This window comes from Streptomyces sp. NPDC005303 (assembly GCF_040607335.1).
Lineage (GTDB): Bacteria > Actinomycetota > Actinomycetes > Streptomycetales > Streptomycetaceae > Streptomyces.
The window spans coordinates 429,102-444,462 of sequence record NZ_JBEXGM010000002.1 but is presented as its reverse complement, the minus strand read 5'-3'; the positions used below and the strand labels follow the sequence as shown (position 1 = coordinate 444,462).

The window sequence follows — 15,361 nt, the reverse complement described above, 5'->3', positions numbered from 1 at the left end:
TATCCTTTCGACATGCTGACCATCACCCAGGCCCTCGTCGACCAGATCGTCGCGCACGCGCGCAAGGACCACCCCGACGAGGCGTGCGGAGTCGTCGCGGGACCGGCCGGGTCCGACCGCCCCGAGCGCTTCATCCCCATGCTCAACGCCGCCATGTCGCCCACGTTCTACGAGTTCGACTCCGGTGACCTGCTCAAGCTGTACCGCGAGATGGACGACCGCGACGAGGAACCGGTGGTCATCTACCACTCCCACACCGCGACCGAGGCCTACCCGTCCCGCACGGACATCTCCTACGCCAACGAGCCCGGCGCCCACTACGTCCTGGTCTCCACCGCCGACACCGACGGCCTCGGCGACTTCCAGTTCCGCTCGTACCGGATCGTGGAGGGCGAGGTCACGGAGGAGGAGGTCACGATCGTGACCGCCTACTGATCTCACAGTTCGGTCAGGATTCATCCAGCATGCGAGATCACACTCCGGGGCCCCGACCGGGAATCGATACGATGAGCCCATGGTTCTGAATGACGTGAGCGAGAAGGCGCCGGGCATCCTGCTCGTGGCGCGGCTGCACGTCGACCTGTGCAGGCTGAACAGCGCCATCTGTTGACGTTCCCTGCCGCCGTACGGCCGTGAGCCGCGGCGCGCGTCGTCGTGCGCCCACCGACCAGAACACTTCCCGACAGGAGCCCGCAACCATGGCCATCGAGGTCCGCATCCCGACCATCCTTCGCACCTACACCGACGGCCAGAAGGCGGTGGAGGGCAACGGGAACACCCTCGCCGAGCTCTTCGCCGACCTCGAGACCCGGCACGCGGGCGTCCAGGCCCGCATCGTGGACGGCGGTGAGCTGCGCCGGTTCGTCAACGTCTACCTGAACGACGAGGACGTCCGCTTCCTCGACGGCATCAACACCAAGCTCACCGACGGCGACAACGTCACGATCCTGCCGGCCGTGGCCGGCGGCATGGCCTGATCGTCGATGCGTTACGACTCCCCGCTGGCCGCGGTGGGCAACACCCCTCTGGTGCGCCTGCCGCGGCTCTCGCCGTCCGCCGACGTCCGCATCTGGGCCAAGCTGGAGGACCGCAACCCGACCGGCTCCGTCAAGGACCGCCCCGCCCTGCACATGATCGAGCAGGCGGAGAAGGACGGCCGTCTGACCCCGGGCTGCACGATCCTCGAACCCACCTCCGGCAACACCGGCATCTCCCTCGCGATGGCGGCGAAGCTCAAGGGCTACCGGATCGTCTGCGTGATGCCCGAGAACACCTCGCAGGAGCGCCGGGACCTGCTCGCCATGTGGGGCGCCGAGATCATCTCGTCCCCCGCCGCGGGCGGCTCCAACACCGCCGTACGGGTCGCCAAGGAGCTCTCCGCCGAGCACCCCGACTGGGTGATGCTCTACCAGTACGGCAACCCCGACAACGCGGGCGCCCACTACGCGACCACCGGCCCGGAGATCCTCGCCGACCTCCCCTCGGTCACCCACTTCGTCGCGGGCCTCGGGACCACCGGCACCCTGATGGGCGTCGGTCGCTACCTGCGTGAGCACAAGCCGGACGTGAAGATCGTCGCCGCCGAGCCGCGCTACGACGACCTGGTGTACGGGCTCAGGAACCTGGACGAGGGCTTCGTACCGGAGCTCTACGACGCGTCCGTCCTCACCACCCGCTTCTCCGTCGGCTCGGCGGACGCGGTCACCCGCACCCGCGAGCTCCTCCAGCAGGAGGGCATCTTCGCGGGCGTCTCCACCGGCGCCGCCCTGCATGCGGCGATCGGCGTCGGCAACAAGGCGGTCAAGGCGGGGGAGCCCGCCGACATCGTGTTCGTCGTGGCCGACGGCGGCTGGAAGTACCTCTCGACCGGCGTCTACACCGCGGCCACCACGGAGGAAGCGATCGAGACACTGCAGGGCCAGCTCTGGGCCTGACCGTCCGCTAGGTCGCCAGGTGACGGACCTGGTCCCACAGGACCGGGTCCACCACCCCCGCCTTGCGCCGGAAGTCCCTCACCGGCACCAGGCGCAGCTCGTCCGTCTCCAGGAAGCTCGCGCGCCCCCGGGCGTCGCCCACCGAGCCCGGAGGCAACGGGATCACCCCGGCCCGCTCGTCGCGGTACTTGCTGGTGATCTTCGCGACGGTGACCCGCCCGCCGCGCACCGCCAGCACGAGACACGGCCGGTCCTTGCCCCCCGGCCCGTCCTCGTACGGCACCTGTGCCCACCAGATCTCGGCGGGCCGCGGCCGCACCCCCGTCGTACGCCCGGACGGCCGAGTCGTACGGTCCGCGCGTCCGCGGGGCCGGTGCCCCCGCCCCCAGCCGTCCACGAGCGTGGCGACCAGCGCGAGCAGTACCACCGCAGCGAGCGCGAGCCACCAGGACGTGTCCATGAGGACGACGTTACCGGCGCGCGAACTGCCCCGCGCGCCCTCTGCTGAACCCGTGATCCCTCTCTCACTCCCTACACGCCCCTGGTCCAGCCGAACCGGTGACACCACAGGTGAGTTCGCCCACAACAGCCCTTGGCGGAGGAGCGACCGGAGGTTTTGCGCCTTACGCTCGACGGACCGCACGACCCCCGTTTCCATCCCAGAAAAGTTCCCGCCAGCGGAGGTTTCTGTTTCATGAAGCTCACCGTCGTCGGCTGCTCGGGGTCGTTCCCGTCCGCGGAATCGGCCTGCTCGAGCTACCTCGTCGAGGCCGACGGCTTCCGGCTGCTTCTCGACATGGGCAACGGTGCCCTTGGCGAGCTGCAGCGCCACTGCGGTCTCTACGACCTCGACGCGATCTTCCTCAGCCATCTGCACGCCGACCACTGCATCGACATGTGCGCGTACTTCGTCGCGCGCTACTACCGCCACGACGGCGGCCGCTGCGACCCCATTCCGGTCTACGGCCCCGAGGGCACCGAACACCGCCTCACCACGGCCTACGCCGACACCCCCACCGCCTCCTCCATGAGCGAGGTCTTCGACTTCCACACGGTCAAGCCGTCCACCTTCGACATCGGCCCGTTCACCGTCCACACGGAACGCGTGGCGCACCCGGTCGAGGCGTACGGCATCCGGATCGAGCACGGCGGCAGGTCGCTGACCTACTCCGGTGACACGGGTCTCAGCCCCGCCCTGACCGAACTCGCCCGCGACACCGACCTGTTCCTGTGCGAGGCCGCCTTCACGCACGGCAAGGAGAACATCCCCGACCTGCACCTCAACGGCCGCGAGGCGGGTGAGACCGCGACCCGGGCAGGCGCCCGCCGCCTGGTCCTCACCCACATCCCCCCGTGGACCGACCCCCAGGTCAACCTCGCCGACGCGCGCGCGGTCTTCGACGGCCCGGTGACTCTGGCGACGCCGAGGGTGTCGTACGAGATCTAGCGCGCAGGGCATGACGAAGGCCCCCGGAGCGGTTCAGGGCTCCGGGGGCCTTCGCATGCGGTACGGCGGCTCTACGCCTTGGTGAGGTCCTCGACCTCTTCCTCGGGCTCGCGGCCGGGGGTGGGGAGGTTCCACTTGATGATGGCGAAGCGGAAGACGGCGTAGTAGATCGCCGCGAACACCAGGCCGATGGGGATGATCATCCAGGGTTTGGTGGCCAGGTTCCAGTTCAGCGCGTAGTCGATGAAGCCCGCGGAGAAGTTGAAGCCCGCGTGGACTCCCAGCCCCCAGGTGACGGCCATGGACACGGCGGTCAGCACGGCGTGGATCACGTAGAGGATCGGGGCGATGAACATGAACGAGAACTCGATCGGCTCGGTCACGCCGGTCACGAAGGACGTCAGGGCGAGCGAGACCATCATGCCGGTCACGGCCTTGCGGCGCTCGGGGCGGGCGGTGTGCGCGATGGCCATGGCCGCGGCGGGCAGACCGAACATCATGATCGGGAAGAAGCCGGACATGAACATTCCGGCGGTCGGGTCGCCGTGCAGGAAGCGGTTGTAGTCGCCCGTGTAGACCTGGCCTGCGGCGTCCTTGAACTCGCCGAGCTGGAACCACGCGACCGTGTTCACGAACTGGTGCATGCCAATCGGGATGAGCCCGCGGTTGATCGCGCCGAAGAGAGCGGCACCGAACGAGCCCAGACCGGTCATCCACTCACCGAAGTTGGTGATGGCGTCACCGATCGGCTCCCAGACCAGCCCGAAGAAGACACCGAGGGCGACCCCGACGAAGGCCATGATGATCGGCACCAGACGGCGGCCGTTGAAGAAGCCGAGCCAGTCGACCAGCTTCTTGCGGTGGTACCGCTGCCACAGGACCGCCGAGAGCAGACCCACGATGATGCCGCCGAGGACACCGGGGTTGTTGTAGGTCGCGGCTATGTCCGCACCCTTGGTGATCTTCGCCTCGGTGACGGGGAACGACTCCAGGACCTTGCTGTAGACGAGGAAGCCCACCAGCGCGGCGAGCGCGGTCGAACCGTCGGCCTTCTTGGCGAAGCCGATGGCGACGCCGATACAGAAGAGCATCGGAAGGGCACCTGTGATGGCGCCGCCCGCGTTGGCGAAGACCGAGGCGACCTTGTCCCAGCCCAGGCCGTCCTTGCCGAATACGTCGTCCTGGCCGAGGCGGACCATCAGCCCCGCCGCCGGCAACACGGCGATAGGGAGCTGCAGGCTTCGGCCGACCTTCTGCAGGCCCTGTATAAGACCGGATCCCCGCTTCTTAGCGGGGGCCGCCGTCTCGGTGGCGGTGCTCATAACGCTTCCTCCATCGGGTGGTGGTCTACACCACTCAGTGGTGTAGACCTGTTGTACACGATGGGGGCGTTATAAGGAACCCGTCAATTTCGCAACCGGAGGACTCCCTCCTCACCGCCGTTCCCCGGGGTTGGCTACCACCCGCCAGGTGGTGTAGACCAGTTACGGACGATTGGGTTGCTGTGACGTCATCTTCGGTACGTACGGCGCAATCGCTCACGAAACTGGGCCCACTGTGCGTGAGGAGACCGACATGGCCACCAAGGCAGAGAAGATCGTCGCCGGACTCGGCGGCATCGAGAACATCGAAGAGGTCGAGGGCTGCATCACCCGCCTGCGCACCGAGGTCGTCGACGCCGGCAAGGTCGACGACGCCGCCCTCAAGGCCGCCGGCGCCCACGGCGTCGTCAAGATGGGCACCGCCATCCAGGTCGTCATCGGCACCGACGCCGACCCGATCGCCGCGGAGATCGAAGACATGATGTGACGCCGGAGACCATCCCGGCCAAGGGGCCCCTCCCATCCCAGGAGGGGCCCCTTCCGCATCCCCGTCTCCGGCTAGGCTCAACGCCATGTCTCGAATCGACGGCCGCACCCCCGAACAACTCCGCCCAGTCACCATCGAACGCGGCTGGAGCAAGCACGCCGAGGGCTCCGTCCTCGTCTCCTTCGGCGACACGAAGGTCTTCTGCACCGCCTCCGTCACCGAAGGCGTCCCCCGCTGGCGCAAGGGCAGCGGCGAGGGCTGGGTGACCGCCGAGTACTCCATGCTGCCCCGCGCCACCAACACCCGCGGCGACCGCGAGTCCGTCCGCGGCAAGATCGGCGGCCGCACGCACGAGATCAGCCGCCTCATCGGCCGCTCCCTGCGCGCGGTCATCGACTACAAGGCACTCGGCGAGAACACCATCGTCCTCGACTGCGACGTCCTCCAGGCCGACGGCGGCACCCGCACCGCCGCGATCACCGGCGCCTACGTCGCCCTCGCCGACGCCGTCGCCTGGGCCCAGGGCAAGAAACTGATCAAGGCCGGCCGCCAGCCGCTGACCGGAACCGTCAGCGCCGTCTCCGTCGGCATCGTCGGCGGCGTCCCCCTCCTCGACCTCCGCTACGAGGAGGACGTGAAGGCCGACACCGACATGAACGTCGTCTGCACCGGCGACGGCCGCTTCGTCGAGGTCCAGGGCACCGCCGAGGCCGAACCCTTCGCCCGCGACGAACTCAACTCCCTCCTCGACCTCGCCGTCCTCGGCTGCTCCGAACTCGCCGTCCTGCAGAGCAAGGCGCTCGACACGGTCCTCGAAAGGTAAAGAGACCGCCAAGAACGGTGGCCGGCGCGCGCAACCCGACCGCCCGCCCCGGCGTCTTCGGGAGTACGGGCGCCCGCTGTGCACAACGGGCGCCCGGCCAGTCAACGGGGGCCTCCTGAGGCCTGCCACAGGGAGGGAACAGATCCATGGCCGCGAGCAGACGCCGCCGTAGTCGCCGTACCACCATCGCCGCCGCGGTGGCCGCCGTAGGACTCACCGTCGGCCTCACCACCGGCTGCGACGCCGTCAGCAAGGCACTGGACTGCGTCCAGACCGCCGAGGCCGTCGCCGACAGCGTCACCGACCTCCAGCAGGCCGTGGAGAACGCGTCGAACGACCCCACCCAGATCGACGAGGCCCTCGCCTCCATCGACCAGAACCTCGACGCGATAGGCGACAAGACCGACAACACCGACGTCAACCAGGCGGTCGACCACCTCAGCCAGGCCGTGACCAACGTCCGTACCGCGGTCAAGAACGGCGACGAGACCCCGGACCTGAGCCCCGTCACCGACGCGGCCGGCGAACTGACCAAGGTCTGCACGCCGTAATACTGGTGGGCATGACCCGCCTGATCCTCGCCACCCGCAACGCCGGCAAAATCACCGAGCTCCACGCGATCCTCGCCGACGCAGGCCTGCCGTTCGACCTCGTCGGCGCGGACGCGTACCCCGACATCCCCGACGTCAAGGAAACCGGCGTCACCTTCGCGGAGAACGCCCTCCTGAAGGCCCACGCCCTGGCCCGGGCGACGGGCCTGCCCGCCGTGGCCGACGACTCGGGCCTGTGCGTGGACGTCCTCAACGGCGCCCCGGGCATCTTCTCGGCCCGCTGGTCAGGACGCCACGGCGACGACAAGGCCAACCTGGACCTGCTCCTGGCCCAACTCTCCGACATCGCCGACGAACACCGCGCCGCCCACTTCGCCTGCGCGGCAGCCCTGGCCCTCCCGGACGGCACGGAGCGAGTGGTCGAGGGCCAACTGCGAGGCGTCCTTCGCCACGCCCCCGTGGGCACGAACGGCTTCGGCTACGACCCGATCCTCCAGCCGGAGGGCGAGACGCGGACGTGTGCCGAGATGACAGCGGAGGAGAAGAACGCGATCAGCCACCGGGGGGAGGCGTTCCGGGCGCTGGTGCCGGTGGTGCGGGAGCTGTTGGGCTGAGGTGCACACGGAAAAGGCCTGTGCATCGTTCCTTCGATACGCAGGCCATCCGTGTGCGGCGGAAGGGATTCGAACCCTCAAGCCCGATCAAGGGCCACAGATCCTAAGTCTGCTGTGTCGCCATTGCACCACCGCCGCTAGCTGATTGCCATCGTACCGGCAGTCGCTCGCGGCCCGTTGCCTCCCCTGCACCAGGTGCTGGTGATCGCGTGGCAGTTGGGGTACAGCAACCGCAGGTTCTCTCTCCGGTCGTCGCCCAAGTCGCCGTTGATGTGATCGACCTCCAGGGTCACGGGCTTACCGAACCGCTTGTCGGACAGTCACGCCCGTCATGTAGACCTCAGACATGGACGCGGATCTGAATCTCCGAACAGCGGGCTCCACCGACCGCCCGGTCATCGAGCGACTCTGGCTCATGTTCCAGCACGACATGTCCGAGTTCGTGGGGGGAGTGCCGGGCCCCGACGGGAGCTTCCGCAGTGAGCGGCTGGAGGCTGCCTTTGCCGGGTCGGGGGACTGGGCGCCGTATGTGATCGGTCTCGGTGACCGGCCCGTCGGGTTCGTCTTCGTGCGGGGGCTCGCCGGGCCCACCCGGGTGCTGAACAGCTTCTTCGTCGTGCGCGGGGTGCGGCGCACTGGGGTCGGGCTGTGGGCCGTGCGGGAGGTGGTGGCGCGGCATCCGGGGGCGTGGGAGGTCGCGTTTCAGGACAGCAACACGAGGGCTGTCCGGTTCTGGCGGCGGGTCGCGGAGGACCTCGCTCCCGGGCGGTGGAGCGAGGAGCACAGGCCGGTTCCGGAGCGGCCCGACCTGGCTCCTGACTGCTGGATCTCGTTCAGATACCCAGGTCCTTGATGATCTTCGCCACGTGGCCCGTCGCGCGGACGTTGTACAGGGCTCGTTCGACCTTGCCCTGTTCGTCCACGACGATCGTGGAGCGGATGACGCCCATGTAGGTCTTGCCGTAGTTCTTCTTCTCGCCGTAGGCCGCGTAGGCCTCGGTCACGGTCTTCTCCGGGTCGGCCAGCAGCGTGACCTTCAGGGATTCCTTCTCGCGGAACTTCGCCAGCTTCTGCGGGGTGTCCGGGGAGATGCCGATGACGTCGTAGCCCGCGCCGGCCAGCACCTCCAGGTTGTCGGTGAAGTCGCAGGCCTGCTTCGTGCAGCCGGGGGTCAGGGCGGCCGGGTAGAAGTAGACGATGACCTTGCGGCCCTTGTGGTCCGACAGGGAGACCTCGTTGCCGTCGGCGTCGGGCAGGGTGAAGGCGGGGGCCACGTCCCCGGGCTGGAGTCGCTCGCTCATTGGGTCAGCGTAACCGGGGGTCCTGACAGTGCGGTGGCGGGCGGAACTGACAGACTGTCCAGGACAAGCAGAAACGACCCCGGAGGCTCTACCGTGGCGGACACGTCGGACATCAGAACCCCGGCGCAGATCGAGGCGGACATCAAGCGCCGCCGCGACGTGCTGGCCGAGACGCTCGACGAGATCGGGGTGCGGGTGCACCCGAAGACGATCGTCGGCGACGCCAAGGCCAAAGTCGTCTCCAACATCGACCACACGCTCGGGCGGGCGTACGTCGCCGTCAACAAGGCGGTCACGGACGTGAAGGCCCAGTTCGTGGACGAGGAGGGGGCCCCTCGTCTGGAGCGTGTCGTGCCCGTCGCCCTCGTCGCCGTGGGGCTCGTGGGGCTGCTCGCCCTGGGCACCAGGCGCCGCAAGGGCTGACCCGGCCGCGTACCCGGGCGTCGAGGACAGGTAGGTTCAGTGGCGTGAGCGCGAAGAGAAACGACACCTCGCAGGACAAGCTGCCCATCCGGATGCTGCACGACCGTGTACTCGTGCGGCAGGAGAACGGTGAGGGCGAGCGGCGTTCAGGCGGCGGCATCCTCATTCCCGCCACCGCGGCCGTCGGGCGCAGGCTGGCCTGGGCCGAGGTCGTCGCCGTGGGGCAGAACGTACGGACCGTGGAGCCCGGTGACCGGGTGCTGTACGACCCGGAGGACCGGGCCGAGGTCGAGGTGCGCGGGACCGGTTACGTCCTCATGCGTGAGCGTGATCTGCACGCTGTGGCGGCCGACCGGTTCGAGGGTTCCGAGGACTCGACGGGCCTGTACCTCTAGACAGCGGTCCGAAAGGGGCCGGTGACCGACGTCACCGGCCCCTTTCGCCGTGCTCGCGGGACGGTCAGTCCCGTCTGGACGTGGTCACCAGGCCCCCGCCCTCCGTCGTCGCTCCGCCGCTCGGTGTGTCTCCGGTGGTTCCCCCGGTCGTGTCCCCCGTCGTGCCGCCGTCGGTCGTGGTGCCGCCGTTCGTGGTGCCACCCGTGGTCCCGCCGGTCGTCGTGCCGCCGTCGGTGGTACCGCCACCGGTGGTCGGGCCCCCGGTCGTGCCGCCCGTCGTGGTGTCGCCGCCGGTCGTGGTCGTACCGCCGTTGTCCTGGCCCTGGGTCTGCCCCTGCGTCTGGCCCCCGGTGTCCTGGCCGCCGGTGGTGTCGCCCGTGGTGCCGCCGTCGTCCTGGCCGCCCGTGGTCGGGTCGACGGGAGCCTGGCTGCTGGGGGCCCGGGTCTCGGCGCCCGGCTGGAGTTCCAGGTCGAAGTCGCTGGCCGGCTTCCCCTTGAGGGCGTTCCTGGTGTACTGCGCCCAGATCTCGGCGGGTGGTCCGCCGCCGTTGACGCGCTCCAGGCCCATCGCGCCGTACAGCGACTTGTGGGCGGCGGTCACCGGGTCCTGGCCCATGACGGAGACGACCGTGGCGAGTTCGGGGGTGTAGCCGGCGAACCAGGCCGCGGTGTCCTCCTCGGCGGTGCCGGTCTTGCCCGCGGCGGGGCGGTCGGCGCCCTGGGCGGCGGTGGCGGTGCCGTTCTCGACGACGCTCTGCAGGATCGAGGTGGTGGTGTCGGCGGCCTCGCGGCTGACGGCCTGCTCGGCCTTCTGCCGGGGCAGTGTGACGGTCTCCGAGTTGTCCTTGGTGATCTTGTCGATCATCGTGTAGGTGCCGTGGCGGCCGTGGTTGGCGAGGGTTGCGTAGGCCTGCGCCATGTCGAGGACGCTCGCGGTGTTCACGCCGAGCGCGATGGACGGGGACGCCGTGAGGTCCGGGGTGTTGGAGGGGATGCCGAGGTCGATCGCGGTCTGCTTGACCTTGTCGGAGCCGACGTCGACGGCCATCTGCGCGTACACCGAGTTGACGGACTTGTCGGTGGCCTCGCGGACGGTGATCTCGCCGTAGGAGCCCTGGTCCTCGTTCTCGGGGGCGTAGGTGCCGCCGCTCCAGCCCTCGACGGGGCGCTTGTTGGTGCCGTCGTAGTAGGTGTTGGGGGTGATGGTCTGGCCGTCCTGCGTCTCGGAGTCGTTCTGGACGGCCGAGGCGAACACGATGGGCTTGAAGATGGAGCCGACCTGGAAGTCGCCGCGGGTCGCGCCGTTCGTGTACTGCTTGACGTAGTCGATGCCGCCGTACATCGCGACGACCTTGCCGGTCTTCGGGTCGACGGAGGCGCCGCCCGCGCGGACGTAGTTGTCGGCCTTGTTGTTCTTCTTGTCGAGCTTCTTCATCACCTGGTCGTTCACCGCCTTCACGAAGGCGTCCTGCTTGCTCTTCTGCAGGGTGGTGGTGATGCGGTAGCCGCCCGCCTCCAACTGGTCCTTGGTGAGGATCTTGTTGTCGATGATGTAGTCCTCGACCGCGTCCCTGATGTAGCCGCGCTGCCCGGACAGGCCGGTGGAGACGGTCTGCTCCTTGGGCATCGGGAACTTCAGCCCGGCGCGCTCGGTCGGGGCCAGCCAGCCCTTCTTGACCATGCCGTCCAGGACGTAGTTCCAGCGGGCCTGGGCCGCCGCCTTGTTCTCGGGGTGCGCGACGACGTCGTACTCGCTGGGCGCGTTGACCAGCGCGGCGAGGTAGGCGGCGCGGGCCGGGTCGAGGTCGACGGCGTCCATGCCGTAGTAGGCCTGGGCGGCGGACTGGATGCCGTAGGCGTTGCGGCCGAAGTAGCTGGTGTTGAGGTAGCCCTCGAGGATCCGGTCCTTGGACTGGGTGCGGTCCAGCTTGATCGAGATGAAGAACTCCCTGGCCTTGCGGGTGACGGTCTGTTCCTGGGCCAGGTAGTAGTTCTTCACGTACTGCTGGGTGATCGTCGAACCGGACTGCTTGCCCTTGCCGGTGGCGGTGTTCCAGCCGGCGCGCAGCATGGCCTTCGGGTCGATCGCGGACTCCGAGTAGAAGTCGCGGTCCTCGGCGGCCAGTACGGCGTGCTGGGCGTCCTTGGAGATCTGTGCGAGGGAGACGTTCTCGCGGTTGATCTCGCCGTCGCGGGCGAGCTGGCTGCCGTCGGCGTAGAGGAAGACGTTGGACTGCTTGGTGGCGAGCGCGTTGGCAGGCGGGATCTTGACCATGGAGTAGCCGAGGAAGAACAGGCCGGCCAGGGCGATCAGTCCGAGGACGAAGGTGCCCAGCACCATGCGCCAGGTCGGGATCAGCCGTCGCCAGCCGGTGCGCCTGGGCCGCTTGGCCTTCTTCTTGCCGTCGGGCTCTTCAGCCGCCTGCGGGTCTGTCGGTGCCCAGCCCTCGGTCGTCGGCTGCTGCGGCTGGTCGCTCATCTCGTGCACGGACTCCTGTTTCGCGTCGTACGTTCCCGTACGACCTCGTACGCCTTCTGCGTCCCCTGTTGAAGACTCTCGCACCCTGCGTTCCGTTCCCGGATATGGCGCGCGTCTCGCCCGGAAAATGGGTGGCCCGCCCCGTCACCTGCGCACTAGGCTCCTGCGCTTCGGTGTCCGCGGGCCGAGGAGGGCTGTTGATGTGGGTTCCTGGCGCCTGTACGCGGCTGTTGCGGCAGGGGGATTCCGACGATACGCGACATATCGCGCGGCCACGTTCGCGGGGGTGTTCACCAACACCGTCTTCGGTGTGATTCTCGTCTACACGTATCTCGCGCTGTGGGACGAGAGGCCCCATCTGGGGGGCTACGACCAGGCGCAGGCCGTCACCTACGTCTGGCTGGGACAGTGTCTCTACTCGACGCTGGCCATCCAGGGCGGCGGTGCCGAGAAGGACGTGATCGAGCGGATCCGCACGGGTGAGATCGCGGTCGACCTGTACCGTCCGGCCGATCTGCAACTGTGGTGGCTGGCGAGCGACTTGGGCCGCTCACTGTTTCAGCTGATCGGACGCGGGGTGATCCCCTTCGTGTTCGGCGCGCTGTTCTTCCCGATGGCGCTGCCGACCGACGTCATGTCCTGGGCGGCCCTGTTCGTGGCGCTGCTGCTCGCGATGCTGGTCAGTTTCGGGATCCGCTATCTCGCGGCGCTGAGTGTGTTCTGGCTGATGGACGGCATGGGCATCATGCAGGGCGTGATGATCACGGGCGTCTTCTGCTCGGGCATAGTGTTCCCGCTCAACGCCTTCCCCGGGGTGCTGGGCGACATCGTGCGGGCGCTGCCGTGGGCGGCGCAGCTCCAGATGCCGGCGGACGTGCTGATGGGGGAGACCGACCCGCTCGGGGCGTACGCCTTCCAGGCGACGTGGGCGGTGGTGCTGCTCGGGGCGGGGCGGCTGCTGCAGTCGGCGGCGACGCGGCGGGTGGTGGTGCAGGGTGGCTGAGACGTCCCGCCTGGGCGAGGGTGCGCGGGCCTACCGGCTGATCGCGGGCATGTGGATCCGGTCCGCCATGACCTACCGCACCTCCTTCGTCGTCACGATGTGCGCCAACCTGGTGATGACCGGCCTGGACTTCGTCGGGATCCTGTTGATGTTCTCGCAGGTCGAGTCGCTGGGCGGCTGGGGGCTGCCCGAGATCGCCTTCCTGTACGGCCTGTCAGTGACCGCCTTCGGGATCGCCGACCTGGTGCTCGGCTCGATGGACGTGCTGGGCTCGCGGATCCGGGACGGCTCCTTCGACATCCTGCTGGTGCGGCCGGCGCCGGTGCTCGCGCAGATCGGCGCGGATCGTTTCGCGGTGCGCCGCCTGGGCCGGATCACTCAGGGCACGGTGGTGCTCGGCTGGGCTCTGGCCTCGGTGGACGTCGACTGGAGTGCGGCGAAGGTGCTGCTGGTGCCGGTGATGGTGGTCAGCGGTGCGGTGATCTTCTGCGCGGTGTTCGTGGCGGGCGCGGCCTTCCAGATCTTCGCGCAGGACGCGAGTGAGGTGCAGAACGCGTTCACGTACGGCGGCACAACCCTGCTGCAGTATCCGCCGACGGTGTTCGGGAAGGACTTCGTGCGCGGGGTGACGTTCGTGCTGCCCCTCGCCTTCGTCAACTGGGTTCCGGCCTCCTATGTGCTGGGCCGGCCGTACCCGCTGGATCTGCCGCGGTGGGCGGCCTTCGCACCGCCGCTGGTGGCGGTGGCGTTCTGTGCGCTGGCCGGGCTCGCGTGGCGGGCGGGACTCGGGTCGTATCGGAGTACGGGGAGTTAGTGGTGGACCTGGTGATGGACACGGCGATGGACGTGGCGACGGACGCCTTCATCGAACTCGACCGCGTCGAGAAGGTCTTCGACGTGCGCAGGAAGACCGGTTTCCTGAAACGGGAGCGGCGCCAGGTGCGGGCGGTCGACTCGATCTCCTTCACCGTGGCGCGCGGTGAGATGGTCGGGTACATCGGCCCGAACGGCGCGGGCAAGTCGACGACGATCAAGATGCTGACGGGCATCCTGACGCCGAGCGGCGGGCGCCTGCGGGTGGCGGGCATCGACCCGTCCCGGGACAGGACGAAACTCGCCCACCGCATCGGGGTGGTCTTCGGCCAGCGCACCACCCTGTGGTGGGACCTCCCGCTGATCGACTCCTACAAGCTGATGCACCGCATGTACCGCATCCCGGACGCCCGTTACCGCGAGAACCTCGACCGCTGTGTCGAACTCCTCGAACTGGCCGACCTGTTGGATGTTCCCGTACGACAACTCTCCCTGGGCCAGCGCATGCGGGGTGACATCGCGGCGGCACTGCTGCACGACCCCGAGGTGCTGTACCTGGACGAGCCGACCATCGGACTCGACGTCATCTCCAAGGCCAAGGTGCGGGGATTCCTGCGTGAGTTGAACACCGAGCGCGGCACCACGGTCCTGCTGACCACCCACGACCTCCAGGACATCGAGCAGCTCTGTTCGCGCGTGATGGTCATCGACCACGGGCGCCTGATGTACGACGGTCCCCTCGCGGGCCTGCACGAGGTGGGCGAGAGCGAGCGCACGCTGGTGGTGGACCTGGAGCGGGAGGTGCCGCCGATCGACGCTGCGCCCGCGCGTGTGGTGAAGGTGGAAGGGCCGCGCCAGTGGCTGGCGTTCCCCGCCTCCGAGTCGGCGGCGGCGCTGGTGGCCCGGGTCGCGGCGGAGTACCCGCTGGTCGATCTGTCGGTGCGGGAGCCGGACATCGAGGCGGTGATCGCGCGCATGTACGCGGGAGAAGCGGAGAACGCGGTGTCGTAGCCGTGGGGAGGGGTTGCTCGTAGGCTGCCCTGTATGACGGAAGAACTCCCGGAGCTGCGTGCTGCCGACGCCGATCGTGAGCGAGTCGCCGAGGTCCTGCGGGACGCCCTCGCGGAGGGGCGGCTCGACATGGAGGAGTTCGAGGAGCGGCTGGACGCCACGTACAAGGCGCGAACCTACGGCGAGCTCGCACCGATCACCCGGGACCTGCCGGTCGGACCGGTGACCGCTCCCAAGGTCGACATGCTGAAGCGGCCCGAGCCGGACGGGAGTTGGGCGTCCCGGATCGTCGGCGGCGAGGGCTCCTCGACGTGGGCCGTCGCCGTGATGTCCGGGTTCCAGCGCAAGGGGCGGTGGACCGTGCCCCGGCGCTTCAACTGCTTCGCCTTCTGGGGCGGCGGGGAGATCGATCTGCGGGAGGCGAACTTCGCCGCCGGCGAGGTCGAGATCAACTGTGTCGCGATCATGGGCGGGATGCAGGTGATCGTGCCGCCCGGGGTCGAGGTCGTGGTGCGCGGGATCGGGATCATGGGCGGCTTCGACCAACGCGAGGAGGGTGTGCCGGGGGAGCCGGGCGCTCCGCGGGTGGTCGTGACCGGGTTCGCGTTCTGGGGCGGGGTCGGCGTCGAGCGCAAGCTCAGGAGGGCCGACCGGCAGCGGCTGCGGGAGGAGCGGCGGCAGGAGCGGCTGGAGCGCCGGGAGGCCCGGGAGCTCCGACGCGGGGAGCGCTGAGCGGCCGGGGGCGGGTGCGGGATCGT

General features: G+C 68.9%; 20 protein-coding genes, 1 tRNA gene and 1 pseudogene. 16 read left to right on the top strand and 6 right to left on the bottom strand.

Annotated features, from left to right (window positions below; genetic code table 11):
* The first annotated feature begins 12 nt into the window (after positions 1–12).
* From ABZT93_RS06015 to ABZT93_RS06000, 4 genes are all read left to right on the top strand, one after another.
* On the top strand, positions 13–435 hold the full coding sequence (locus ABZT93_RS06015; protein ID WP_356099566.1) for a M67 family metallopeptidase: 423 nt from the start codon (positions 13–15) through the stop codon (positions 433–435).
* 79 nt (positions 436–514) lie between these two features.
* Positions 515–610, top strand: a complete 96-nt coding sequence (locus tag ABZT93_RS06010) for a putative leader peptide (RefSeq protein ID WP_356021866.1) — start codon at positions 515–517, stop codon at positions 608–610.
* An 88-nt stretch (positions 611–698) separates the two neighbouring features.
* Positions 699–977 (top strand): MoaD/ThiS family protein, encoded by a 279-nt coding sequence (locus ABZT93_RS06005; protein WP_007382355.1) that lies wholly within the window; start codon positions 699–701, stop codon positions 975–977.
* A gap of 6 nt (positions 978–983) precedes the next feature.
* Positions 984–1,934, top strand: a complete 951-nt coding sequence (locus ABZT93_RS06000; RefSeq protein WP_356099563.1) for a cysteine synthase — start codon at positions 984–986, stop codon at positions 1,932–1,934.
* Between the two features lie 7 nt (positions 1,935–1,941).
* Here the strand turns inward: ABZT93_RS06000 and ABZT93_RS05995 are convergent, their stop codons facing one another.
* Positions 1,942–2,394, bottom strand: a complete 453-nt coding sequence (locus ABZT93_RS05995) for a type II toxin-antitoxin system PemK/MazF family toxin (protein ID WP_356099560.1) — start codon at positions 2,392–2,394, stop codon at positions 1,942–1,944.
* 234 nt (positions 2,395–2,628) lie between these two features.
* Here ABZT93_RS05995 and ABZT93_RS05990 point away from each other — a divergent pair, with 234 nt between their 5' ends.
* The gene (locus ABZT93_RS05990; protein ID WP_356099557.1) at positions 2,629–3,381 is read left to right on the top strand and encodes an MBL fold metallo-hydrolase; all 753 of its coding nucleotides are present in this window, start codon (positions 2,629–2,631) and stop codon (positions 3,379–3,381) included.
* A 71-nt stretch (positions 3,382–3,452) separates the two neighbouring features.
* On the opposite strand, the gene ABZT93_RS05985 is transcribed toward ABZT93_RS05990, so the two are convergent.
* A complete protein-coding gene (locus ABZT93_RS05985) occupies positions 3,453–4,703 on the bottom strand; it encodes a PTS transporter subunit EIIC (RefSeq protein ID WP_356099551.1) in 1,251 nt (416 codons plus the stop codon).
* 253 nt (positions 4,704–4,956) lie between these two features.
* On the opposite strand from ABZT93_RS05985, the gene ABZT93_RS05980 reads away from it, so the two are divergent.
* From ABZT93_RS05980 to rdgB, 4 genes are all read left to right on the top strand, one after another.
* The gene (locus ABZT93_RS05980) at positions 4,957–5,190 is read left to right on the top strand and encodes a PTS glucose/sucrose transporter subunit IIB (RefSeq protein WP_311717686.1); all 234 of its coding nucleotides are present in this window, start codon (positions 4,957–4,959) and stop codon (positions 5,188–5,190) included.
* 85 nt (positions 5,191–5,275) lie between these two features.
* A complete protein-coding gene (gene rph / locus ABZT93_RS05975) occupies positions 5,276–6,013 on the top strand; it encodes a ribonuclease PH (protein ID WP_356099545.1) in 738 nt (245 codons plus the stop codon).
* 146 nt (positions 6,014–6,159) lie between these two features.
* Positions 6,160–6,564, top strand: coding sequence for a hypothetical protein (locus tag ABZT93_RS05970; RefSeq protein WP_356099541.1), 405 nt, complete (start codon positions 6,160–6,162; stop codon positions 6,562–6,564).
* Positions 6,565–6,575: 11 nt separating this feature from the next.
* Complete coding sequence (gene rdgB / locus ABZT93_RS05965) at positions 6,576–7,178, top strand: RdgB/HAM1 family non-canonical purine NTP pyrophosphatase (protein ID WP_356099538.1); 603 nt, start codon at positions 6,576–6,578, stop codon at positions 7,176–7,178.
* 54 nt (positions 7,179–7,232) lie between these two features.
* Here the strand turns inward: rdgB and ABZT93_RS05960 are convergent.
* Positions 7,233–7,316, bottom strand: a tRNA-Leu gene (locus ABZT93_RS05960).
* Positions 7,316–7,480: pseudogene (locus ABZT93_RS05955) on the bottom strand (HNH endonuclease); the annotation flags it as partial. The gene ABZT93_RS05960 and the pseudogene ABZT93_RS05955, both read right to left, overlap by 1 nt.
* 44 nt (positions 7,481–7,524) lie before the next feature.
* On the opposite strand from ABZT93_RS05955, the gene ABZT93_RS05950 reads away from it, so the two are divergent.
* On the top strand, positions 7,525–8,031 hold the full coding sequence (locus tag ABZT93_RS05950) for a GNAT family N-acetyltransferase (RefSeq protein WP_356099535.1): 507 nt from the start codon (positions 7,525–7,527) through the stop codon (positions 8,029–8,031).
* Here ABZT93_RS05950 and bcp read toward each other — a convergent pair.
* Complete coding sequence (bcp, locus tag ABZT93_RS05945; RefSeq protein ID WP_356099532.1) at positions 8,012–8,479, bottom strand: thioredoxin-dependent thiol peroxidase; 468 nt, start codon at positions 8,477–8,479, stop codon at positions 8,012–8,014. The two genes, ABZT93_RS05950 and bcp, sit on opposite strands and share 20 nt — an antisense overlap.
* Positions 8,480–8,572: 93 nt before the next feature.
* On the opposite strand from bcp, the gene ABZT93_RS05940 reads away from it, so the two are divergent.
* Both ABZT93_RS05940 and ABZT93_RS05935 read left to right on the top strand, forming a co-directional pair.
* Positions 8,573–8,902, top strand: coding sequence for a DUF3618 domain-containing protein (locus ABZT93_RS05940; protein ID WP_356099530.1), 330 nt, complete (start codon positions 8,573–8,575; stop codon positions 8,900–8,902).
* A 44-nt stretch (positions 8,903–8,946) separates the two neighbouring features.
* Positions 8,947–9,297: a co-chaperone GroES gene (locus ABZT93_RS05935; protein WP_356099527.1), complete on the top strand. Its 351-nt coding sequence runs from the start codon at positions 8,947–8,949 to the stop codon at positions 9,295–9,297.
* 64 nt (positions 9,298–9,361) lie between these two features.
* Here ABZT93_RS05935 and ABZT93_RS05930 read toward each other — a convergent pair whose 3' ends face one another.
* Positions 9,362–11,776 carry a transglycosylase domain-containing protein gene (locus tag ABZT93_RS05930; protein WP_356099524.1) on the bottom strand — a complete coding sequence of 805 codons (2,415 nt, stop codon included), beginning with the start codon at positions 11,774–11,776 and terminating at the stop codon, positions 9,362–9,364.
* Between the two features lie 202 nt (positions 11,777–11,978).
* On the opposite strand from ABZT93_RS05930, the gene ABZT93_RS05925 reads away from it, so the two are divergent.
* From ABZT93_RS05925 to ABZT93_RS05910, 4 genes are read left to right on the top strand one after another with little or no spacing between them, the layout of a single operon-like run.
* Complete coding sequence (locus ABZT93_RS05925) at positions 11,979–12,779, top strand: ABC-2 family transporter protein (RefSeq protein WP_356099521.1); 801 nt, start codon at positions 11,979–11,981, stop codon at positions 12,777–12,779.
* Positions 12,772–13,593, top strand: a complete 822-nt coding sequence (locus ABZT93_RS05920) for an ABC transporter permease (RefSeq protein WP_356099518.1) — start codon at positions 12,772–12,774, stop codon at positions 13,591–13,593. Before ABZT93_RS05925 ends, ABZT93_RS05920 begins: the two co-directional genes overlap by 8 nt.
* A 26-nt stretch (positions 13,594–13,619) precedes the next feature.
* Positions 13,620–14,603 (top strand): ATP-binding cassette domain-containing protein, encoded by a 984-nt coding sequence (locus ABZT93_RS05915; RefSeq protein ID WP_356099802.1) that lies wholly within the window; start codon positions 13,620–13,622, stop codon positions 14,601–14,603.
* 33 nt (positions 14,604–14,636) lie between these two features.
* The gene (locus tag ABZT93_RS05910; RefSeq protein ID WP_356099516.1) at positions 14,637–15,335 is read left to right on the top strand and encodes a DUF1707 domain-containing protein; all 699 of its coding nucleotides are present in this window, start codon (positions 14,637–14,639) and stop codon (positions 15,333–15,335) included.
* The last annotated feature ends 26 nt before the right edge of the window (positions 15,336–15,361 follow it).